The sequence below is a fragment of the Ruminococcus sp. YRD2003 genome, from assembly GCA_900109435.1.
Lineage (GTDB): Bacteria > Bacillota > Clostridia > Oscillospirales > Ruminococcaceae > Ruminococcus > Ruminococcus flavefaciens_G.
This window is the reverse complement of sequence record FNZT01000014.1, coordinates 24,581-47,513: the sequence shown is the minus strand read 5'-3', so window position 1 is coordinate 47,513 and position 22,933 is coordinate 24,581. Positions and strand designations below refer to the sequence as shown.

The window sequence follows — 22,933 nt, the reverse complement described above, 5'->3', positions numbered from 1 at the left end:
TAAAAAAGTCCCCGATACACCGCGTATCGGGGACTTTCTATTCTATTGCGTATCGGATGCTTACTGTATCTTCGGCAGGTTTGCGAGCAATGCTGCTATCTCCTCGTCAGTGGGGATATAGTCGCTCATTTTGCCGTCGTTGTATGCGCCCTATGCGTACATATCAAAATAGCCTGTACCTGTAAGACCGAAGAGGATAGTTTTCTCCTCGCCCGTCTCCTTGCACTTCAGAGCCTCATCGATAGCCGCTCTGATATAGAGCAGAACTAACTGCTTTGATGGATTTATCTCGTTTTGGCATAAAAATAGGCACTCTCGATTGCTCGAAAGTGCTTATTCTACGTTGTAAATTCAGCTCCATGTGTGAATGGCACATGGAGTTATTTATTTTAGAAGCTAAAAGTCATATCAGGTGTTTTTATATTTGAGATTAAATTCACGTGCAGTTTCCTTGAGAGAGATGTCAATACGACTGTCGCAGAAACGTCTTATTTCTTCGGGAATATCCTTATAATAAGCTTCGGCGATTCCTCCTGCGATACAAGCCATAGTATCAGCGTCGCCTCCGAGGGATACGGCATTTCTCACAGCGCTTTCATAGTCAGTGGAATCGAGGAAACAAACAATTGATGGCGGCACTGAGTACTCGCAGCTGCTGTCAAAGCTATACTCAGGACGTATTTGTTCAGCCGTATAATTAAGATCGTATCGGAATTTTTCAGTGATGAATTTGCGGATAAGCTTCTTGGATTCGCCGTGATGGGCGAGAAATACGGCACAGGCAACAGCCTGAGCGCCTCTGATACCCTCGCGGTGAGCGTGAGTATAATAGCAGCTTGCTTTAGCTTGCAGCATTACCTGTTCTATATCATCATATGCGTAACCAATAGGAACTGCTCTCATTGCGCCTCCGTTAGCATAGCTGTACTGCCTTCTGTAGCTTTTCTCCTTTGCCCAACGTGCAAACATGCTCCCATATCCGGCATGTGGATAACGGGAATAATACTGTTTGTACTGAGCCGCATACTCAAAAGCTCTTTTACGTATCCCAAACCTGCCGATCTTTTCGCCGTTATTGAGTATAGCCCTGCACACAGCTGCGGTCATTACGCTGTCGTCAGTAAAATGGCTTTCACGTTTAAAAGGAAAGTCATAATCCTTCGTGCACGCATTTTCGTATTCCGAGCCGATAACATCACCATAAAATGCACCAAACATAATTCACCCACTTTCATTATTTTCGCATTTTATACTATAATCACATTATTCAGAAAAGATCCAGCATGCTGTCGAGATAAATCTCTTCACGGACAGTAAGCTGGTATTCAGGCCTTGTGAGATAATAAAGCAAAAATTCGAGATTGACAGCACTTCCGAGTCCTCTTCCTTCTATTTTGAAATTAGAAAAACCAAGAGGCAGATATATGTTGATGATGTCATTTATACTGATAAATCCGGGATTTTTCATTGCCTTTGAAAAAAGGTATCCGTCCCCAGCATCAGGTGCGGTGCAGATGTGATCTGGACAGTTTTCTCCGAGATTTTTTCGGCTTACAGTTTCGTAGCATGCTTTTCTGTCTTTGCAGTAAAACGAGCAGCATTCATTGCACAAAAATTCGACTTTATCTTTCTGAACTTTCGAGAGTGTATCAAGTTTATTGTATAGCTTATTCAGTCTGAAATCAGGAACAACATATTTAAAATCACTCCGCTCTATTTCCTTTATGAACTGATTAAAATCAGTTTGAACCTTTGTAGTCGAGGAAACGAAATAAAGGCCGGGATAATAATTCTTAATATGTTCAAGCAGAAGATCCGAGTGGATTATCACGCCGTTCTGTACGCCTTTGCTTCCTGCAAAAAGCTCACACAGGGCATTGCATTTCCTGTCGGTGAGATGTTCAGGTTTTAAAAGCGAATTGCTGAAAGTGAGCCTTGAAGAAATACCGTATTCATTCATAAGTGCGAGTACATCTTCAGCTTCATATTCGCCGAACCCGACACGTCCGCCGCCCCAGATACAGTCTGCCGGAGCACCATAGACAGATGCTATTTCGCACCAGTCGTAGAAGTATTCACGGTGCTTGCGGTACAGCGGCAGAAACGCACTGTACAGGTCATAGAACTCAAACAGACCCGGAAGATGAAAATATGCTTTATTTTTTGAAGTATTATCCATATGTGATCATATCTTCCTATAAATTATAATTCTTCAAAGCTGACTTTGGTTTAGTTCAGCGATGATATTATTTGCTTTTTTGATCTGTTTGAAAAAAATGATATAGTAGACAAAAGCACTTGCAAAAAACGGTATCGTGACCGATAAAAGCATTTGCCACATAGCGTTAGTGGCAGTTCCTGCGATGATATCGGTTACTTTTACAAAAGCTACAGTTGCTCCGATAACGCCTGCATACTGTCCTATCAGAACGGGTATAAACGGAAAACGCTGAAGATAGAAATGCAGTGCAAGTACCGCGGTTATTATAACTGAAAACGCCAGACAGGTGAAAATGTTACCGGTATAATGAACGTCAGTAAATCCTGCAATTTTCTCGATGAGTAGCTTTCCGCAGACTATCAGCGTGAAGCTGATGCAAACTATAGATATGAAATTTTTCTTGTTTATCAGCTTCATTTTTGGTTTCTCTCCTTTATCTTTTCAAGTTCCGAGAGGAACTCTTTTTTGTATCCGCGGTTCATTATGAGTTTTTCACCATTTTTGAGAAATATGACAGTCCTCATGTTCAAGTCACCTTGAAGGTGGTCTATCTTGTAGACGTTCACGACTGCGGAACGGCTTATTCGTATAAGTCCTGCATCTGAATACATTTCGAGGACGTTATTCAGCGTCAGACGCATTTCAATGCACATTTTGTCGGTGTATGCGAAAGTCTTTCTGTCAACTGTCTCGAAATACAGTACTTCCGTAACAGGAACAGAAACGTGTTTTTCTTCACAGCTTCCCTCAACATTTGAAAGTGTGGTATCAAGTCGGGAAATGAGCTCTTTTGTTTCATCGTCTATCTTATCATAGTGGAGTTCAAGATAGTTTTCTTTCAGTTCGTGTTCTTTTGTCTTAATGAATCTCATTCTTTTTCCTTTATAAAATGAATATTATGCAAAGCAGAGCGTATGTGAGCTTTGCCTTTCTGTTGGTGAGCAGGTAAACGCTGCCGAGAACAAGTCCGCAGAATGCTGTGAACAATCCTGCTGTTAATGAACCCTTGCTCCACCAGTGTCCCAAGCCCCATGTGAGAGCTGCGATAATGCCGCCGTAAGGAATACTCTCCTTGCCAAACCATACCTCGCAGGCTTTCTGTCCGCAGACGATTATCAGCATTACGAGGAATACCTCAACAAAGTAGTAGATATACTGAAAGATGAACAGCAGAAGTCCCTTATGTTCGAGCTCAGTCAGGACCTTGCTTCCGTTCCAGTCTATCCATGTGGATATCAGGCAGACTGTAACTCCCACAGCAATACATATCCACTGCCACGGACGTATCTTCTTGTCAGTTTTCGGGAAAAGCTCATAGCCTTTCTTCTTAGTGCTCCGGCATATGTAAAATGCGAATGCTCCCCATATGATGTATGTCAGCACCCAGTGAAGAATGCTCTGCCATGTGTTAAATTCCTTTATGTTGCAACGATAAAGATTCTGCTCTATAACGAATGCGAGTACACCCTCCAACCCCAATGCAAGAAATGCTGTAAGTGCGTATGTGAGGATATCAAGTCCTTTGAGGAATCTTCCTTTTTCTTTCTTGACAGGTGCTGTGACAGCTAATGTGTTTTTCATGGTTAATGCTTCCTTTCGTTTTGGTATGTCTGAATTATATCCGAAAAGAAGCCTTTGGTCAATACATTTGTGCGTGAACTGCATTCAGAAGTGCGCCAACTGCAATTACATTTTTATTATCTTCCAAACAGCTTTGAAAAAAAGCCTTTGTTCTTTCTTGTGTCAGGGCTATTTAGTTCATCACGGCTTATCTGTGGTATTTTTATCACCGTTTCTCTGTCAAGATGAACATTGAACATATCATAGTATCCGAGCCCATGCTTATAGGCTAATTCTTCGATCCTATCAAAGGCCTCGTCCGACACTGAATATGCAATCCCCATATATATCAGGTCGTCATCTATAGTGTAGTCTATCAGCTTGTTTTCAAGCTCGGGATCGTTTTCAAGTTCATCATCAGTAGGAGCATACTCTCCGTTCATTGAGGGATGCTCCTTAACAAGCTCCATAAAGAAATCTACAAGAGGCTGTGAGGTCCCTTTGATGTCGTTATAGTCTCTGTCCGAATTCCATTCGCTCTTTTTGTAGAACCATTTCAGGAACTCCATAGGCTCTGTCGGAGCTTTGCTTTTATCAAATACAAGTATATCTACGCTCATTTTTCACCTATCCTAACGTTTTATCTTCGTCCCATGTAGAATAACAATTGCCATAATACTGTAGCTCAGGGTTCAGAATAAACTTCCCATTTGCTCTTGATAATAGAGGATAAGTTCCTTCAGGAGCATAATTGATATAATCATAGTCAACTGTATTGTCATTGCTATACTGGTAGCGTTCATACACTATCTGAAGCCGATCTGCATAGTATTCCTCATCAACAATCTCATTTTTGAAATGCGTAACATAAGAATATGTAGGATAAAAGCCACCGATAGAAGAAAAAGGAAAAAGAAATCGTTTATCCTCTTTATAATAAGCAATAAAGACAACGTCTACTTTGCCTTTTACATAGCTTTCGACTCGTACAAGTTTGTCTTCTTTTTTATACAGTTTACAATAATTCAAAGTCCCTTTCCTAATACTATTCTTCTCTCTTAACTTCCGTCTATTGCACTCAAGTACTTGCCTAAGTCCTTGCTGTACACCGATCCTTGTGTCATTTTTATTAGCAATATATGTAATCTCGTCATAATCACTTACACTTATTTCAGAATATTTGAAGTTTTCCCTAAGTTCGTTGACTTCTTTGAGCAAATGTTGAAGATATTTAAAATCTATATCCATTTTTTACCTCTATCACTTGGTATATACGCTGTCACAGATATACTTCACAGGCACTTCTTCGGTACACCAAACCTCATTTTCGGTAACGCCGAACCTATATCCGTCTTTGTTCATCTCAGATGCTGCTATTTTCAACACAACAGGTATCTTGTGACAGCGCTCTGCAGACTGCCAAGCTTTGCTTATATCAGCCTGCATATGTACAGCGTGTCTCGCCATCTTCTTTATAGCTCCGCTTTCTTCAATGGCTTCGAGAGCCTTTGTAGTCGTTCCGTGGTACAAGAACTCAGGCGGTTCGCAGTATTCAAGCTCTGGCTCAACCCAGGAAACCGAGTGTACCTGACAGCACTTTATCTTTTCGTGTTTTTCATCATATCTGTAGCGTCCCTTATTGTCTTCAGCTACTATCTGTTCTAACAACTCACGATTCAGCTTATAGCTGCTGTGGCGGTTAACGCCGTCTATCAGCTGTTTTACTGATACCCAGTCATGTGAATCCATGTCCAGCTCCGCTTTCTCAGGTTGATGTCTGAGGAGCAAACACAGATATTTCGATAATTCATTCATTTTCTCACCTCATTACTTGTTATTTCATTTATTCTAAATTTAGTATAACATAATAGTGCCTTAAAAGCAATAGAAATCTCGTATTATTAATCACTCCCTGTGCGGAAACACAGGGAGTTTCGTCATTTTATATACTTACTGAAGATATTCTGAGCTGAAGCCATTTCTCTGGACGTAAAGGCGCAAAGCTTTACCTCTATCTCATAGTCAGGATAGTCGGCAGTAAACTTGTTATACGCTCTGCAGCACTGCTTAGTCGATTCGCCAGCAGGATCTGGCAGGTCACCGCCAAAGATACCAGAGCTTATAAGCGGAAATGATATGCTGTGAAGCCCATTTTCCTTTAATACGCACAGAGAATTATAGTACGCATCGAATAACTACTTAAAAGCTGTAGGAGTATATGAGAAGTCAGGACCTACAGCGTGAATTATATTCTTAGCATTTGTCATGTTGAATGCAGGAGTTATGACAGCGTCTCCGTCATTTAACGGAGCCTTATACGCAGAGCAAGCCTGTGTCAGCTCCTTGAGACCTGCCTTCTGGAATATAACGCCACAGATTCCACCGCCAGCCCATAACCCGCTGTTTGCAGCATTAACTACTGCATCTACCGTCTGATCTGCACATGAGGCATTTATTAACTCTATTTTACTCATAATAATTGACCTTTCTTACAGCACTTCAACGCCGTGGAACAGGAAGTGCATCTTATCTATTCGCTTGTCTGTATGCCAGTGTCCAAGATACCATGCTTCATATTCGAGTTTCTCTTCGATAGTGTCCAGCCATTGTTCTGTGCTGTTATCTACTCTGGACTGATCTATCCCTGAAAGAAAGCATTCTGTTGGTATATACTTGGCAGGACAGGTATGCGAGAAAACAACGTCTATTTTGTTTCCGGAGAGCTGCTTTTCCACATATTCCTTTATTGTCAGCGACGGCTGTTCATCTGGCCACCACTTATAGCCATTTCTCAGCCGATAATACTTATCAACGCTGTAAGCTCCGCCGATCACTATACATTTCTTTCCTTCAATATCAAAAATCTCACCATCTATAGGGAATAATAGGTTGGGAAAGTCTTCTTCGTACATGACACGACCGCCATTCCACTCCTTTTCTTCGTAAGAAGCTATATTTTGAGGACGGTTCTCATGGTTACCATGAATGCAGAAGAAAGTAGATTCGAGTTTGCTCATTGCAGTCTTGAGTCCTCTATCGTGCAGTGTGCCTGTGTAGTTTACTCCGACATCCCCGAGAATAACGATTATGTCATCTTTAGATGGCCTATGCCTTATGAACAATTCATATATTGGATCAAGTTCACCGTGTATATCTCCTGTTATATATACCATTCTTTTCACCTGCTTTCAGTATTCTTTCTTATTTTAGACTATGATAGCACAAGCTTTACTGCTTGTCAAGGCATTTTATATTCATCATAAGGCTCAAATAAGCCAGTCATGTATATTTCTTCAACATAATTCTCAACATTGTCGAGAGTCCATTCCTTATGGAAAGTCAAATTCAACGGCAAATGCGTACCTTTTTGATATAACTGGACTTCATATTCAAATCCGTTATAGACTTGTTTTCCCGTGTTGTCACACATTTCCCATTTTTTAGCTGTTATGAAGTATTTTTGAGCAGCTGTACCATCGTATCTTTTCTGATAAAAGTACTTTACCGCATCACAATCTATATCACTTGGAGGGTATCTTTTGTATCCTCTCTCTTCAAAATCCTTATCTTCCGCCATATTTAGCTCCTTTATATAAAACAGCTTGAAACCGAACCTCGGCTGCCTTGAAGCCGCAATAGAATATAGACCACTTGGTCGGCTTGTAACTTAGCCCTTGAACTAAAACTAAAAAGTCATGAATAACACATTACTACTACAATAACCATGAACAATGACGTTTTCGAGCTTTAGGGATTTATAACACCTCCATACTCTCTCATCAGCCTTGAAAGGATGTACTGCTGACCCTTGCCTGTAACAAAGGTCTGCTGATACGTTCTTTTCTGACCATTGGTCTCGTATACAGACTCCTTTACACGGAAGTATTCCATAGACAGCAGGCGTGATCTGCTTTCTATGTATCTGCCACAGGAGGCTCAAAAATCGTTCACAGTGGCTGCAGTTGCTCTCGATGGTGCAGTTTCCCTACCTGCAACCGATGCCGTCAGAAACGGCTCACAAATCGCTGATAGGTTTACTATCAATTGGTTTTCGTAGAAACAAAAAAGGACTCGATCCCAGTGTTTTCACATTTCGTGAAAACCACTAAAACCGAGTCCGAAACTTTGTGTACTATTTTTTGTCGAGAAAATCGATATTTGCCTGTATTTCGACCTATATTCACTCCGAAATTTTTCCTTGTGAGGGTTCAAATCCAGCCAGAGGCATAAAATACCCCAATGTCATCCCTCATTTTTTCAAGGATTTTTCCGGAATTTGGGTAGCAAAAAAGCCCGATATTTCGGGCTTTTTCCTGCATGTCATACTTTTAGTCATGCTAATATGGTTGCGGCGGCTGGATTTGAACCAACGACCTTCGGGTTATGAGTTCACCAGAACGTTTTTCACCCAGTATCATCAAGTGTCATACAGTCCCAAATATAGCCATTTCTGGAAATGCCGCAACGATTCTAAGCCTTAAATTTCAGACCTATTTTACTAATATTTGGTGCACAAATTGGTGCACTAACTGAACCTATCTAAGCCTCCTTTACGGAGGCTTTTTTCATTTCAACAAATATGCTTTATACAACTGCCTCGATCAAAGTTTTATCCTCATATTGAACAGTTTTGATACCGGATTCCTTATTCTTATTAAAGCTGAAAGTCAACATATATCCAGTTTTTAATTTATACGAATCAAGGTAATCCGAGAGCTGCTTTTCACCGTCTTCATTATATTTCTTTCCATGCCATATTTTGAGTTCGATGACATATCGCTTTCCGAGATAGTCGATAACTACATCCATACGACGATTGTTACGTGTACGAGCTTCGATGTAATAGTTACCAACTCCATTGATTATAGGGCGGAGATATACAAGAAAACATTTCCTTCCGTCTTCCTCAATAAACTTATCGGTACTATCACTGTATATCTCATGGAAATGCTCTATAAATCTACCGAGAATCAGCTTGACATCAAGGATTCCATCCTTGACGAACTCAGGCATGTCAAATAAGCCTGCCTTTGAAATAGGAGTTGCTTTCATTTCTTCTGAGGTAAGCAAATCATTATAGAGTCTTGTCTCAAATATTCTGTTTGCTACTACAACAGTACCATCTTCGACCTTTACAAAGCCGAACATCACAAAGAATAACACTAATATTATTCTCTATTGAAAATATCATAAAGTGATATTTTACCAAACATTTAATCTAAGCCCAAATGAAAGTATGCAGACTTCTTATTTTCAATTATTCACGTTTTTTGAGAGATTGTAGGTAAATGCTTTGGAAGACTGCCTACAACGATTTTTTTGTTTATCTCATCATAGTGAAAATATATCCTTATAAGGTGTGAAGGATCGACTCCCGATTTCAAATGCAGGTCTAATGGATATTCCTTCATTCCATTTCCGTCATTTTTATCGAATTTTATCTTGTAATCTGCCGGAAGAGCCTTTATGCTTCCATCTCCACAAGGAGTAACATTGAATTTCTGAGCATACTTCAATCCGGCATATTGTAATGCCTCTTCTTCACTCAGCTCCTTTGAATAGAAGAACATATAATATTCAACTGCAAGATACTCCAAAGAATCGCAAAGTTTTTTCATATTAACGCTTTGTGGCGGCAGCTTATTTAGCATATCGACTGCCTTTTTATGAAGTATCATAGAATCAGAAAAATTATTCTTTATCCAAGCAGCTATCTCATCAGGTTTTTGTGGACGTGAACTTAGTGAATGGAAATAATCTACCTGCAATTGAAGAATACGATTTTTGGATTCAAAACCATCTATTATCTTCAAAATCTCCTGTTCCTTCTTGACCATGTTAGCCTTGAGTTTTTCTATTGTTTTATCTGCATTAGCTAACTTATCTTCAAGCATTAATGCTCTGTCCTTATACTTGTTAAGCTCCTTATTTGCACTTTTCATTGTGTCAAGCTCTTTAGTAAGCTCAGAACGAACAGAAGCGAGAACTTCAATATCGTTGCTTCTATACAGCATCTTTTTTTGTTCAGCAATTCTTGCATCATGTACAAAATAGATGGAATCAAACTCCGTGGTCTTTTTTACTTGATAAGTCCTGATAAAGCTTATCAGCTCGTTCAAGGTCTCATCTTTGTTTTCGACACAATTATAGCGTACACTGTCGCCAAACATCTTCGGCTCAAAAATAACAGCATCACCAGGCGATATTGTCATATTCATAGACTTTTCAAATTCACGAATCTTATTATATGGCAAACTGTATACAATAGCATAGCCCATTAGCTCTTTGGCTATGTCATCAATATCATAAATGTAATATGGTTTATTATCAGTATCGGTATTTCTTTTGAGAAGTGTTTCCCGGCTCATTTTGTCGGGCTTGGATTCCTTTTTTAAAGTATTTCTACTATTATCCGCACTGTCACCAATTTTCACATTTACATCTGTATATTTTTGTGTTACTCCGAAATTCATCGAGAACGATTTTATATCAAGCGTTTTATCCAATACCGTGCCGTTCAATTCAGGTATTTCTTTAACATTAGATTTAACTTCTTTTTTATCGTTCTTGTATTCAGCAAATACGAGCATCAGAAGATATCTATCACTATTTTCTTCATTCTGAGAAAAAAAGTTTAGTCGCTCACCAGAATTCAACAGCATTGTTTTTTCATCAAGCGGAATAGAAATATGTGAAAGCTTTAGCAATGGATTTCTAACGATCCTTTTTATAACTCCTGTTCTAAGCGACAGAACCTCTTCATTGCAATTTTCCGGCTCTGATACAAGTGTTCTGAATCCACCGTAGATTACATTGTCTGTTATCTTAAATGCAATATCAGTAGTAAAAACTCGGCCCGGAATAGGCGATGAGCTAACAGAAGCAAGGTCTGGCTCGACGAGCTGAAAACTCCAGCTTTTTTCATCATCAATATATACGACCTCTACTATGTATCCCCTTTCTATCCTAAATGAACCAAGAGATTTTAAATCTAATTCCTTGTACATTGCAGGCGATACAGTATTCAATTCATCGGGTATATCAAGATTTTCAAACTTCTGCCTTATCCATACCATTGTTTCAAGAATACAAATCTTAAAAGCTTCTTCTTTAGTTATCTTTTTTTCTTCAATAACCGCATTTAGCTGATATATAGGAAAAACCTTATTTCTTATCAGCTTTAACGGCGAATACTCTTTTGACATTCTAACACTTCCTTTATTCAGTATCATTCAAACCAGATATTATAATATCATCTTCGCCCATATCGCCGGTTATATAACAAACAAGCGCATATATAAGCTTATCATGCTTGTCATCTTCCTGCTTGAGTCGAAAATCAAGTATAGTTCTCAGTTTTATACCAGTTGCATCCAAGAGCTCAAGTGCCCTGTATAATCTCTGTATCTGCGGATTGTTAAGTGAAAGCTTATTGTTTATTACAGGATTATTCAATTCACGCAGTCTGAATATAGCCAAAATATATTCAAGAAAAGAATGAAAATCTTTAACCTTAACGCCGGGATTGACACCGCCTGTTTCTTTCTCGCAGAATTTAATACAACTCTCAACAGCATAATCAAAGAAATAAAAAGCATTTTCCATGTCAAAAGCATATAAGAAGCCTTGATTTTTCCACAATACATTCGCAAGAATGCATATAACCTTGCTTTTTTTCAACGTGATAATATTATTAAGCAGTTCTATTTCACGCGAGTATTTAAGGTCTCCCAAAGCATATCCTATGAAATCTGGCAATTTGTTTTTCTTTGTCTTATAACCGTCTACAAGTTCATTTAAAAGCTCATAGCAGCTATCCGGCATATCCTTTGCCATTATGCACATGAACTTATAAAGCATCTGCTTCGGATCAAACTTTGGATCTGTTCGGATATTTCTATACCATACTGGTAATTGTTCAGCTACATTCTTAACAATACATCTAAGCTCATCAGAACACGCCTCATCTCTGACTGTTCTACAATCACAATACAGCTTATGGAATGCATACATTGACTTCGTAATGAAATTCTTTCCATTTTTGTCTGTTCGCATAAAAAACGAATCATCGTAGAGAGAATTAATCTGAATATTATTGGCATAATAATCAATTTGAGGCTTATTATCAAGCACACATATGTTTTTAGCGATCCAATAACCTTTTTGATTTTGTTTTATAACGAATGTTACTTTTTCAATATATTCATTGAACTGCTCCTGATCTTTGAAATTATCCTTAAAAAAGCTTATTTTATCGTAGTATCTATCATCAAACCAGATATCATTGATAAAAAACGCATCTTTTTTCCAGAAAACATCGAAATCAGACAATTCAACTTCATATACATCATCTCTTACAAAAGGCTCGCTAAGTAAAAATGAGATACTTCCTATGCCCTCATATAAATCCGACTGATGACAGCAGTTTCTTTTACGAATCGAAACATTCTGCAATTCACCGTTGATTTCTAATTGCTGAATAATGTCCTCCTCGTTAAGCAGTCTTCCAATATCAAATTCTCTGATAAGATATCTTTCCTGATTCATGCTTTTTTGAAGGTTATTCAGAATTCGTAATACACAATCAATTATGCTTGTTGTTCCATATGAACCAATCTCGTAAAGCTCTTCCCATGTTTTTACAGGAGGGAAAGGCGGCGAAGGCAAATTCAGACTGCTCAAAGCGCTTGTTTTGGCAAATTCAACCTTAGCAGTAATAAATTCAGCCGTATTCATATTTATCGGAACAAATTCAAGTGTGTACATATCATCGGCATCATACTGATAATACATATTCAATCGGCAATTTGTATCATGCTTAAGAGGAAATGCATCATTTTTTATAACAGCTTCATATCTCATATCCGTACCATTGTCATTCTGAATCAGCTTGAAATGGTATTCATCTTTTCCAGCCGGAAGCGTGAAGATACTATCAATTTTTATCCTCTGCTTTTTACCAAGTATAGGATCGGTTCTTGCATTTTTAACAAGCGGAAATTCTCCGAACAGTCGTTTAATTGAAAGGTCTGGCAAATGGTCACGCCATAGAGTCTGCCGCTTACTTTTTTGAAGCATGTTGTTTATCTCATCGTAGACCTTATCATGATACTGAGCACCAGCTATAACATCACTCATATCTGCATTGATAACAGTATATTTTCCTGAATATTTCACAAAATCAGAGAGAACAATAACATGAACCGTACACGATTCTGTTTCCTTTTTACGAAACATTTCAGCAATAATTGTATCAACATTTTCCGTAATATCAATACATATGCTGTCAGTAAGCCAACTCACAGCTTCATCAAAGCTGTAAACCTCCCTATCCTGAAATTCAAACATCAGTTTTTTGAATGCGATGTCAAGTGATCTCAAACCGAAATCATTCAACATATCCTCCGCTTTATCATGCGGACAGCCAATATTTTCAAGCTTTGCTTTTATTTTTTCAAGATCAGGTATTGCATGTAAAGCTGTAGGATATCTTTCCCATATGCAGCGTTTTGTATCTTCTTCATAAACAGAGCATACAGGAGTAAGCGAATAGCTGTTTTCAATGATATTTGCAACTATAACTATCTCGCTGGAATTTGTATTCTGAAACTGTCCTGAACAATTCTGATACCAAAAAACGGTTCCAATGCTTTCAGGGAAAAGCTCGACATTATTAAAAAATGAACGTGCAGTTTTTTTATAGTTTTTCAATTGAAACGCATCATATCCGTCATTAATCATCATAGAAAGTGAGCTGCAATTGAAATATTTTTTAGAGCTTGAAAAAATCTTTTGAAGGATATCAGCTCTTTCATGCTCAGCAGCCGATTTAATTGTAAAAATCCGCGTTAAATTATCAGAAATAAGAATATCAGAGCCGAAGCATGGCAGAATAACATCTTTTTTCTTGTCATTTTCTGTGAATTCCTGATATATCATTTTTAATTCATTATCAAAGCTGCCATATTCGGCACATGAAACCTCAGGGATAACAGAAATAATATCAATGTATTTCTTCTCGCTAAACGGGAGCTCACTGACTTTACTTGACTGAACAGTTCCGGATGAAAACAATTTCAAATCGCTGAATACTTTCCTAAACGCTTCAAGCATATCAGGAGCCAAAACGCATAAATCATATATATCCGTTTTATTGAAGCTTCTTTTTTCACCTTTATATTCAATCTCAACGCAATCATCTCTAATTGAAATAATGACAGCTATTCCATTTTTATCGCAGCCATGAATTGTATTCTGAAAAAAACACACCTTTTGCTCATCGTAATTTATCATTACCGGAAGCTGCGGAAGGAAAATATGTTTTTTTATTTCTGCAATAAGCTCAACAGTAAAAACCGTAAAAACATTCTCAATCAAATTTTCAGAATCGTGGAGTATAACATCATCAAGTTCCTTTAATCTTGTCCAAGCAATCCATATCTTCTTATAATTTTTATCCGATAGCAACGCATTATTTGGAGGAGTGTTATTCCATTTAGAGATGTTTGATACTATACTTGATTTCAAGAATGTGTTTGTTTTATTCAGAAAGAGAATCTCTTCATGTCTGCAATGCTCTTCTCCGATAATAATCATTTTCTCTTTTATACAAGCGCACAGCGTTTTGGCGCACGCTACAAGCAAACGATTTTCAAGAGTATCATTGCTCATAAAGCGATTTACAGCTTTAATCCTGTTATTAGAATTGCCAATTTTTTCTCGTGCTGTTCTTCCAGGCTGCTTGCAAAGCCATATTATCGTAGAGTTATTTATTTCCTTAGCCTTTTGAATAGGCATAATTATATTCTCGCGCGCGGATTTTTCACGCATATGGTCATATAATCTGAAAAAATTGTCTATACTTTCATGAACTATAAATGAAAGTGCATCGCTCTTCATTTCGATATATTCAATACTTTCAAGATCATCAAGTCCGATAATACTGTTTCCATTTGAGATGTTACGAAAGGATTTTAATTCCTCAATAGTCCAATTTCTGACAGCAAACATATCTTTAGCAAGCTGAGACTCAGCTTTAAATGCTAAGCAATAATCGCTATAGCTTTTAATAGTATCATTCATTATTATCATTCCTCAAAATCATCGTTCTCAGTTACAGTGTCATCATTTTCGTTTTCATTTTCTTCATCATATGACTCGTAATTATTAAGATTCTCTGATTTTTCAATATACTTCGCACTGCTCCACATAAACTGACCATATCCAAGTTCTTTGGCATTATTAAAGTCATCTTCAAGAGTTTCACAGCCGCTTTCACTAAGTATAGTCATGATATTAGAAAGTACAGCTTCACCAATACCTGACGTTTCGATTCCACGGAGCTTAGGCATGATTTTCTGTACTACCTGATCCTCAAAAGCAGTTTTAACAGCTTTTTTAAATTCATTGCTTATCTCACCAGGTTCAAGATCAGGATTATCCTTGATTTTGAAAAGCTCCTCACGGACTGTAGGATAATTTGCAATATAATATTCTATCGACTGCCATACGCGATGTCCAAGTGCTCTTCCGACCTTTTCAAGCTCAATATTTATTCTATTGACACTGTTTTTAAGGTTTTGAATAGTATCAGCCTGTTTGCCTTCAAATACAATCTCATCAGCAATCCATTTTTTCCATGTAACATATGCAAGAAGGGGTTCTTCGTCCATTTCATCGAGATTAACGATTTTCTTACGGCTGTAGAATTCAGTTGGACGAGGAAAATTAATAACGATACCTCTATCAAGAACCTTATCAGACAGCGAATTTGTAGTTTCGTCCTGATTCATCGTACCGGTCCAAAGAATATTTCTTGACATATTTATGCAGTACGGAGGCATACCTGAACCCAACTGTACCTCTATCTGAGGTATCTTTTTCTTATTACCTCGACGCTCCTCCAGCTTGCTGAGAAATTCAGCGAAATAGAGTTCAACGTGAGCGAGATTCATTTCATCAAGCAAAACGATAGACATGAAATTGCCATATCTTTCTTTATCAGTACACTGAGCAAGAAAACGCAGTACATTCTGAGCTTCAAAACGATTATCAATCGAATTAAAATAGCCAAGCATTGATTCCTTGCTATCCCAGTTAGGCTGAACAGGAACGTTGATAAACTGTATGCCTCCGAAATGTGAATAAAGCCGCGGAAGCTCTGATTTTCCTGTTCCGCTCACTCCTGCAAGAACGGTTAAAGTTGACCAATCTGATATTTTTAAAGCAGTATGGAAAGCATAAAGTATTCTTTGAGGAAAAACAACGCCGTATTTCCGACAGCAGTTTTCGATATGGTCGAGCCATTGCATCTCGTTATCCGGTTGATGCTTTTTAGTTCTCTCAACCATTTCCATAGTTATTTCCGGAAGAATGCCCTTCTTTATTTCGCTGATTCTCTGCTCCTCATCGGCGGGATCTACTACAGAATTAAGGCGACTAATAGTTTCGCGGCATTTATTGACCTCTAACCTCAGTGATTCTATTTCCTGATTGAGATTCTCTTTTTCGTTTTCAAGAGCGAGATTCTTAAACCTAAGATTATCATTTTCGATAACTCGTGCATTGACCTCTGACATTTCCTCCTGATATTTTGCCACAACCTTTTCAAGATTACATTTCTCAGCCAAAAGACTATCATAGCCTTCCGCTTTAGAAGTATCAAAGTTTAATATATGCTGATTCAGCTCATTAATTTTCTGCTGTTTTGAATCAATAATATCAAGTATACTCTTTGGATCATCGCCGAATCTTTCAACGATTCTATCGAATTTTCTTATTTTTTCGTCAGATTCATTTATACGATTGCAAAGCTCCTCAATCTGAATAGTCCAGTTTTCTTTTTCAGCATTAAGCTTTTTTCTTTCCGCTTCGAGATTTTTCTCTATGATTGTCTCAATTATCAGTCTTTGTTTGTTTATATTGACTTTTTCAGTAGAAAGCTGATCTTTTTCAAAATCAAATTCCTTTTTATCAGCATCAAGATCGCTGATTTTTTTCTTCAGTTCAATCTCACGGTCAGAAAGATTTTTCACATATTCTTCATGCTCTTTCTCCATTTCCTCAAAGCATTGCTTTCTCTTTTCAGCTAATTCGTTATCCAATTCCTTGAGTTTATTAATACGTTCATCACTAAGTGATTTCTCGAATTCAAGCCTCTGAGCATTTAGCTTATTATCATGTAAAATCTCTTTTTCTCTGAGAGATGCTTCTTTTTCTGAAACAGAATTTTCTCTCTTCATTAGCTCAGCATTTTTATTATTGAGTTTATTTTCAAAATCTGCAACAGCCTTTTCTTTTGCATCGAGCTCAGCTCTTTTTTCGGAAAAATCGGAGTTTTCCTGCTTAAACTTTATTTCCTGTTCAATCAGTCTATTCTCACGTTCTTTGAGTTCCACTTCAAATTCAGTACAGTATTTTTCCTTTGCATCAAGCTGAGAATTACGCTCATTAACATTTTGCTCATAATTTTTGAGCATTTTTTCCTTTTCAGCAAATTCAGCCGTCTGTTCAACGGTATAATTCCGGAATTCCTTCTCCCGGATATCAAGCTTGCCTATCTTGTCATTAAGCTCATCTTCACGATTTTTCAAATCGGTCTCTTTTTTTGCAATTTCATCTTTCAATAATGAGAGCACGCGTGCATAATTATCAAGTTCTTGTTTTTGTGTTTTAAGCTCAGACAGAGTTTTTTCAACCTCTGCATCTTCGCCTTGATTATCATTAATTATATTCTCAGCGTTCATAGTGTTATCTGCGTTATTTTCAACATTTTCAGCATCAAAAAAAGTATTATCCATATTATCCTCCTATGATTTTAACGAATTCAAAGAGTTTATTTCTAAATTCACGGCGTTTGTCACTGTCAATTATAAAATTAACTGTATTTCCATGTCCTCGCATTTCTGATATTTCGGCGATAAATCGTGGGAAGCTCTTTTCTTTGAGCTGATTTATCTTTTCCTCAGAAGCATAGCATAAATAAACGAGTACCATTGGATTAAGTGTTGTTTTCATATTTTTTAAAGCATTCTGAAGAAATACAGGATTAACATAGCTAAAGCTCTCAGGGAGTTTTTCATCGAGCCGCTCTGATACCCTATCAACTATCACCTGCAAATTTGAATTAGTGTCAGTATTGAGCATCTTTATCTCGTCAAACATCAATAGCTCAAGTATCTGAGAAATACGGAGCACGAAATCAGTTGAAGAAAGCCTATATAGCTCATGGCTATCATTTACTTCTGAAACATCAAGCAAAAGCATCTTCATAGTTTCGCTCTGCATACTCCATGTATCCCAACCTATAATGCTTGCAACACTTATTATGCAATTGTTTAAATACTTTGAAGTATCTTCAGAGACTCTGTTATCGTTAACCGCATTATCAAGTATTACGTCAGGCAGAAGAAATGATATAACTCTCTTCACGAAATTGAGCATCATTTCGATTTTATCTATCATAACATCTTGTATGCCTTCATGTCTTGACGATGCAGCATACGAATGAAGCTCCTCTATTACGTTCAGAAAATCAGGCATCTCAGCAGCCATACGCTTGAATCTTTGTTCATTATTGATATGTGCATAGATAAGTGATAATGGCAAAATCAACTTCATATCCGGAATCGGAGCTCCATTTTTTATGCCATTTCGCCACTTATAGATGTTTATTTTATCAGCACATGACAAAGTTCTCGTTTTAATTGGTTCATTCAAACCCATTTCATTTGCATACTCCAAAGCGCTTTTCGTATTAGCACTTGATGATTTTTGCTCGACTATGCTTATCGTTGTTTCAATGTTACTGCTTTTGCTGAGATAATAATGAAATGTCCATTCAAGTGCAGCATAGCAATTTTCGAGCAGCTTAGTATTAATGCTTTGTGCTATAATATCAGTATCAAGATTATTGCCATGCATTACATTGGTTTTTTTCATAAATACATAGATTTCTTTGTATTCATCTTTAATTATCTTTTCTTCATAGCATTCTTCATTCTTTCGTTTATTATCCTTTTCATAGAGCTTGGATATTATTTGTGAATTACTGATAGCAGCAAGATACGTGTATAAATCATCAATATTTATTGAAAATCCATCTGTAATTATAGGCTCCATCACATTTCCTCTTTGAAGCACAGCCTTCATATGGATTATTACACTCGATGGTACAGGTGATATGCTTATAGAGCTTCCTCTTGCAATATTAATCCGTTCATCATCTAATTGAACCTTTTTATTATAATTTGATATAAGTTTTCTTACGTCATCTGATTTAGGAGCTTTGCTTGGAATATAGTCAGATTTCCTTTTATTGTGGATAAGATAAAGATACTCTCCACTGCACGTTTTCTCTTTACCTGTAGTTCCGTACTTTATAGTCAGCTTTTTACCATTTATCTCAAATCTATTATTATTAGATTCTTCTTTATCAATGAACAAAAGCAACTTATTATTAATCTGACGTATTGCAAAAATACGTATTGACATAGTATCTGCTTCTTCATTATTTTCACTCTTTAAGCCGTTTATCATTTCGTAGCCATATGATGTTAAAGCTCCATTACGTTCAATAACACCTCTATCAATTAATCTTGCTCTAATGACTTTTACAAATGATGTATCAATTCCTTTTTCATCAGCTGAAACACCGAGACACAGTTTTTCAGATATTTCCTCATCTGAATAATCACTATTTATCGCAAGAAGCCTCAGAACACACATCTCGATAATTGAAAGCTCTGAATTCTTGTTGCTGCTATTGTTGATAGATATAATAACATCATATGCATCACATTCAATAAAAAAATCATTATAGCTGCTAACTGATATCATTGGGAAAATAGATGATAATTTTCTATCATTGCCAACATCGGTAATAAAATTACTGATCAGATGCATACTTTTCTTCCCATCCTTTCCTACGGCACATTTCAAGCAGATGCTTCAATGACGGTATTTCTTTCTCAGCTTTTGGTGAGCTGAACATTTCGCTATCTCCAACAATTATCAGCAGTTTTTTCTGTCTGCTCATAGCAACACACAATCGGTTAACAGAAGTCAAAAATCCAAAGGTTTTAACGCCTGTTCTTACAACAGAAAGGAATATTACATCAAATTCCATACCCTGAAATGCATCTACACTTCCGATTCTTACACCATCGTGTTCATAATCAGGGTATTTTTCCTGCATCTTTCTTTTAAGCAGATTCGTCTGCCCGCGGTAAAACGTTATTACGCCAAATGAAAGGCCCTTTCCTTTTTCAGAGAACTTATATTCAATCAGCTTATTAACGATATAATCCGCTTCACATTCTCTGGAATATGTTGTACCACCTTTCATTTCACCGGCCGATAATGGCATATCTATCCACCTGACAGGCGAATCATATATCTCCTGTTTAAAGAGTTCATCTGACAGCGGAGAACTATATTCCTCGCCATATGGTTTATAAAAATTATCGCTTACGAAATTTCCGAGCAATGCATGAGTTCTGAACTGCTGGTTTAGAACTATTCTGCGTTTGATATTGTCCTTTTCTTCAAGCTTTGCAACCTTTTCCCAGAGATATGAAAACATACTTTTTTTGATATTTTCAGTCTCAAGTCGGCTGCATTCATCATCTTCACCGATGGCATTAAGGATATCTTCATTGTAAATATGAGTAAGCTGATGCGGATCGCCAACAAGTATTATCCTTTTTGAAGCTTGAGAAAGAGGAATAAGCAAATCTCCCGGAGTTGCTCTTGCAGCCTCATCAATGATAACCGTGTCATAAGATATACGGTTATTTGAAGCACCATACGTTTTATTATCTTTTCCAAGCTTTGCGTATCTAACCTTTTTGCTTACGCTCTGCTGTAGGGTTGAACTGAAAGCATAGCTATACGCCGACATCTGCTCCTGAACCAAAGCTATATTATTATCCAATTCATTATACAGTGAAAGAATAATATCCTGTTCTTCATTTTCAACTGACACATTCCAAGCCTTCAAGTTATGATACAGCTCAATTATGCGTTCATCAATCTGTTCTCTTTTGACAACGGGTTTCGGGAGATACAGTAAAAGCAGCTCGTCCTTTATCTTTTTGAGCTTTTCACTAAGCTCAGGAGTCATTCCATCAGCTGCTGTCATAGCTGCTTCACGCAGAACCTTCAACATCTCAGGGTGAACATTTTTAAACCCATGAATATCATTAAGCTTATAGTATAGCTCTCTTGCTCTCAAAGCACCGTCATCAAAAAAGCTTGATTTTTTGGTTCTTATTCCTCTTATACTTCTGAGCAGGTCATCATCTTTTTGCACCGTATCATAGCCTTCAGACATTTCCTGTAAAATAGTATTTATTTCCTGAAGCTGGAGTGGATCTGAACTAATTGTTTTTGCATACTTCAGGAAAACCTCCTTCGTCGCATCTGAAACTGTTTTTATATACATATTGAAATACTGTTCAAGTTGATTTCTTTGCTCAATGCCCTGAATAAACGAATATTTTTCAGCAAGTGATTTCTTTATATTTTCACACCATTTAGAAATATTATCATAGTATTCCTCATCACCGCTCTTTTTTCCAAATTTTGGAGTAGGCAAACCATTTATACTCATACGCTCGATTATATTTGTAACTGCATCATGCTGTGTACTGCTTATCAGTACCTTTCCCCTGTTATTAACCGACTTATTATCTATCTCATTCAGCCTTTCAACTATCGCATTAATAACAGTAGTTTTTCCCGTACCAGGGGGTCCAAGTATCATTGCTATATCTGGAGTATTAATAGCAATCTCTATCGCTTTTTTCTGATTTTCTGTAGGCAAATGCTTTGGAAACAGCTTATTTTTTACCATTTCAGTGAGTGCCGGATGCTTCGTTACATTTGAATTTGAAAAAGAGAGTACACGTTCATCTGCAACTCCTTCTATCAGCATACCGAGTTTTGGATTTGCACTTTCGCCTTTTTTAATAATATTTCTTGAATTTTCTCGTCTTATTATCTGTATAAGGTCGGAGCCAATGGATAAAAAAGCTGTTCTAACAAGCTCATTTTTAGTTCCGTCGATTTTGATAAGTCCACTTCTTGTGTTCAATCCCACTATCTCAAACGAATCATTCTTTTTCTCTTTAAATTCACCTGATTTGGTGCTAAGAAGCTCTCTATACGTTTTCCAATCCATAGTTTTATCGGTAATATAGGCTGGAAAATCGTCATTAAAATTTATTATATCACCCTTTTTAAGCTCATTAATACTATCTCGGCATTCCTCACTTAACGTAAGAACTGTATGATTCTCCTTTATTGTTACATCTGAAAATGTAAGCACGCCAATCTTTTTAGCCCGCTTTATGAGCAGCTCACCTTCAAGTGCAGAATAAGCCTCCCAAATCGCGATATATCCGTCATTTGATTCTTTAAAAAGCTGTTTGGTTTTTTCTGATATATATCCAGCTTCATCAGTGAAATCAATTTCACTCTTAGCCAGCTTCATGCACGGTATATTAGCCGAGCCAAAAACTAATTTATCTGCGACCATTAACATACCGTTTTCTTTTTCGATTATTTTTACATACAGCGTCAAATTGCCTGCTCGTGAATTTGAACCATAAAGCTTTATTCTTTGAGAGGACGACTTTTCTTTAAGAAGCTGGTTTATTTCTAAATCTTCAAATTTATCAATATCCTGCAAATCTTCATTATCAGGCTTATCCATATTGAGCATCTCAAGATTGTAATCTCCATTTGTATATGCAAGCAGAGTATCGCAAGTACCATCGGATAATCTAAACGAATCAGAAAAATCTTCGATTTTGATTTTCTTATTATTTAGTTGCTCATTAACCTTTTCAGAAAGAACAATTTGCATCTTCGGATAATAATCCTTGTTGTAAAAAGCTACTGTATGAAAATACGCACTTGTTATTTCATCATTATTTTTCAAGATGCTTTTTATCATTGCAATGCACCAATAGCCTCTAAAAAGAAAATCTCGGATAATACTGCCTTCATATCTATCAGCCATCTCAAAATAAATAATTATGTCATCTTTCATATTTACAAATGAGAATGTATCATCGTTTTCCATTCTTATGAACCCATGCTGCTTCTCGCACACATCATTCGATTTTTTAGTTATTCTATTCACATGGC

17 protein-coding genes and 2 pseudogenes are annotated in these 22,933 nt (G+C 37.2%); all 19 read right to left on the bottom strand.

The features are described from left to right. Positions 1-60 precede the first annotated feature (60 nt). A pseudogene (locus tag BMX22_RS16915) lies at positions 61-255 on the bottom strand (TrpB-like pyridoxal-phosphate dependent enzyme); the annotation flags it as partial. 153 nt (positions 256-408) lie between these two features. After that, positions 409-1,218: an ADP-ribosylglycohydrolase family protein gene (locus BMX22_RS12360; RefSeq protein ID WP_074742740.1), complete on the bottom strand. Its 810-nt coding sequence runs from the start codon at positions 1,216-1,218 to the stop codon at positions 409-411. A gap of 49 nt (positions 1,219-1,267) precedes the next feature. Then, on the bottom strand, positions 1,268-2,179 hold the full coding sequence (locus BMX22_RS12355) for a hypothetical protein (RefSeq protein WP_074742739.1): 912 nt from the start codon (positions 2,177-2,179) through the stop codon (positions 1,268-1,270). 33 nt (positions 2,180-2,212) lie between these two features. Further along, entirely contained in the window at positions 2,213-2,638 is a 426-nt protein-coding gene (locus tag BMX22_RS12350) for a hypothetical protein (protein ID WP_074742738.1), read from the bottom strand. Then, positions 2,635-3,093 (bottom strand): LytTR family DNA-binding domain-containing protein, encoded by a 459-nt coding sequence (locus tag BMX22_RS12345; protein ID WP_074742737.1) that lies wholly within the window; start codon positions 3,091-3,093, stop codon positions 2,635-2,637. Before BMX22_RS12345 ends, BMX22_RS12350 begins: the two co-directional genes overlap by 4 nt. A gap of 10 nt (positions 3,094-3,103) precedes the next feature. Beyond that, a complete protein-coding gene (locus BMX22_RS16715; protein ID WP_207645884.1) occupies positions 3,104-3,802 on the bottom strand; it encodes a hypothetical protein in 699 nt (232 codons plus the stop codon). Positions 3,803-3,918: 116 nt separating this feature from the next. Then, complete coding sequence (locus BMX22_RS12335; protein WP_074742736.1) at positions 3,919-4,401, bottom strand: hypothetical protein; 483 nt, start codon at positions 4,399-4,401, stop codon at positions 3,919-3,921. A 7-nt stretch (positions 4,402-4,408) separates the two neighbouring features. Beyond that, positions 4,409-5,029: a hypothetical protein gene (locus BMX22_RS12330; RefSeq protein WP_074742735.1), complete on the bottom strand. Its 621-nt coding sequence runs from the start codon at positions 5,027-5,029 to the stop codon at positions 4,409-4,411. Between the two features lie 12 nt (positions 5,030-5,041). Beyond that, positions 5,042-5,596, bottom strand: coding sequence for an RNA 2'-phosphotransferase (locus tag BMX22_RS12325; RefSeq protein WP_074742734.1), 555 nt, complete (start codon positions 5,594-5,596; stop codon positions 5,042-5,044). A 122-nt stretch (positions 5,597-5,718) separates the two neighbouring features. After that, positions 5,719-6,255: pseudogene (locus tag BMX22_RS16910) on the bottom strand (macro domain-containing protein). 15 nt (positions 6,256-6,270) lie between these two features. Next, a complete protein-coding gene (locus tag BMX22_RS12315) occupies positions 6,271-6,954 on the bottom strand; it encodes a metallophosphoesterase (RefSeq protein ID WP_074742733.1) in 684 nt (227 codons plus the stop codon). Positions 6,955-7,019: 65 nt separating this feature from the next. Next, positions 7,020-7,358 carry a hypothetical protein gene (locus BMX22_RS12310; protein WP_074742732.1) on the bottom strand — a complete coding sequence of 113 codons (339 nt, stop codon included), beginning with the start codon at positions 7,356-7,358 and terminating at the stop codon, positions 7,020-7,022. A 170-nt stretch (positions 7,359-7,528) separates the two neighbouring features. Then, positions 7,529-7,672: a phage antirepressor KilAC domain-containing protein gene (locus tag BMX22_RS12305; protein ID WP_081349203.1), complete on the bottom strand. Its 144-nt coding sequence runs from the start codon at positions 7,670-7,672 to the stop codon at positions 7,529-7,531. A gap of 693 nt (positions 7,673-8,365) precedes the next feature. After that, the gene (locus tag BMX22_RS12300) at positions 8,366-8,929 is read right to left on the bottom strand and encodes a GxxExxY protein (protein WP_318259742.1); all 564 of its coding nucleotides are present in this window, start codon (positions 8,927-8,929) and stop codon (positions 8,366-8,368) included. Between the two features lie 113 nt (positions 8,930-9,042). After that, positions 9,043-10,986 (bottom strand): hypothetical protein, encoded by a 1,944-nt coding sequence (locus tag BMX22_RS12295; RefSeq protein ID WP_074742731.1) that lies wholly within the window; start codon positions 10,984-10,986, stop codon positions 9,043-9,045. A 13-nt stretch (positions 10,987-10,999) separates the two neighbouring features. Then, positions 11,000-14,863 (bottom strand): hypothetical protein, encoded by a 3,864-nt coding sequence (locus BMX22_RS12290; RefSeq protein WP_074742730.1) that lies wholly within the window; start codon positions 14,861-14,863, stop codon positions 11,000-11,002. Positions 14,864-14,868: 5 nt separating this feature from the next. Beyond that, positions 14,869-17,580: a hypothetical protein gene (locus BMX22_RS12285; RefSeq protein ID WP_074742729.1), complete on the bottom strand. Its 2,712-nt coding sequence runs from the start codon at positions 17,578-17,580 to the stop codon at positions 14,869-14,871. A 1-nt stretch (position 17,581) separates the two neighbouring features. Further along, positions 17,582-19,684 carry a hypothetical protein gene (locus BMX22_RS12280; RefSeq protein ID WP_074742728.1) on the bottom strand — a complete coding sequence of 701 codons (2,103 nt, stop codon included), beginning with the start codon at positions 19,682-19,684 and terminating at the stop codon, positions 17,582-17,584. Then, the gene (locus tag BMX22_RS12275; RefSeq protein ID WP_143055532.1) at positions 19,668-22,868 is read right to left on the bottom strand and encodes an AAA domain-containing protein; all 3,201 of its coding nucleotides are present in this window, start codon (positions 22,866-22,868) and stop codon (positions 19,668-19,670) included. The genes BMX22_RS12280 and BMX22_RS12275 overlap by 17 nt, the downstream gene beginning before the upstream one ends. Between the last annotated feature and the right edge of the window lie 65 nt (positions 22,869-22,933).

Coding starts and splice junctions, on each gene's coding strand:
- BMX22_RS12360 (WP_074742740.1), bottom strand. CDS start 1,218: ATGTTTGGTGCATTTTATGGTGATGTTATCGGCTCGGAATACGAAAAT.
- BMX22_RS12355 (WP_074742739.1), bottom strand. CDS start 2,179: ATGGATAATACTTCAAAAAATAAAGCATATTTTCATCTTCCGGGTCTG.
- BMX22_RS12350 (WP_074742738.1), bottom strand. CDS start 2,638: ATGAAGCTGATAAACAAGAAAAATTTCATATCTATAGTTTGCATCAGC.
- BMX22_RS12345 (WP_074742737.1), bottom strand. CDS start 3,093: ATGAGATTCATTAAGACAAAAGAACACGAACTGAAAGAAAACTATCTT.
- BMX22_RS16715 (WP_207645884.1), bottom strand. CDS start 3,802: ATGAAAAACACATTAGCTGTCACAGCACCTGTCAAGAAAGAAAAAGGA.
- BMX22_RS12335 (WP_074742736.1), bottom strand. CDS start 4,401: ATGAGCGTAGATATACTTGTATTTGATAAAAGCAAAGCTCCGACAGAG.
- BMX22_RS12330 (WP_074742735.1), bottom strand. CDS start 5,029: ATGGATATAGATTTTAAATATCTTCAACATTTGCTCAAAGAAGTCAAC.
- BMX22_RS12325 (WP_074742734.1), bottom strand. CDS start 5,596: ATGAATGAATTATCGAAATATCTGTGTTTGCTCCTCAGACATCAACCT.
- BMX22_RS12315 (WP_074742733.1), bottom strand. CDS start 6,954: ATGGTATATATAACAGGAGATATACACGGTGAACTTGATCCAATATAT.
- BMX22_RS12310 (WP_074742732.1), bottom strand. CDS start 7,358: ATGGCGGAAGATAAGGATTTTGAAGAGAGAGGATACAAAAGATACCCT.
- BMX22_RS12305 (WP_081349203.1), bottom strand. CDS start 7,672: ATGGAATACTTCCGTGTAAAGGAGTCTGTATACGAGACCAATGGTCAG.
- BMX22_RS12300 (WP_318259742.1), bottom strand. CDS start 8,929: ATGTTCGGCTTTGTAAAGGTCGAAGATGGTACTGTTGTAGTAGCAAAC.
- BMX22_RS12295 (WP_074742731.1), bottom strand. CDS start 10,986: ATGTCAAAAGAGTATTCGCCGTTAAAGCTGATAAGAAATAAGGTTTTT.
- BMX22_RS12290 (WP_074742730.1), bottom strand. CDS start 14,863: ATGAATGATACTATTAAAAGCTATAGCGATTATTGCTTAGCATTTAAA.
- BMX22_RS12285 (WP_074742729.1), bottom strand. CDS start 17,580: ATGGATAATACTTTTTTTGATGCTGAAAATGTTGAAAATAACGCAGAT.
- BMX22_RS12280 (WP_074742728.1), bottom strand. CDS start 19,684: ATGCATCTGATCAGTAATTTTATTACCGATGTTGGCAATGATAGAAAA.
- BMX22_RS12275 (WP_143055532.1), bottom strand. CDS start 22,868: ATGGAAAACGATGATACATTCTCATTTGTAAATATGAAAGATGACATA.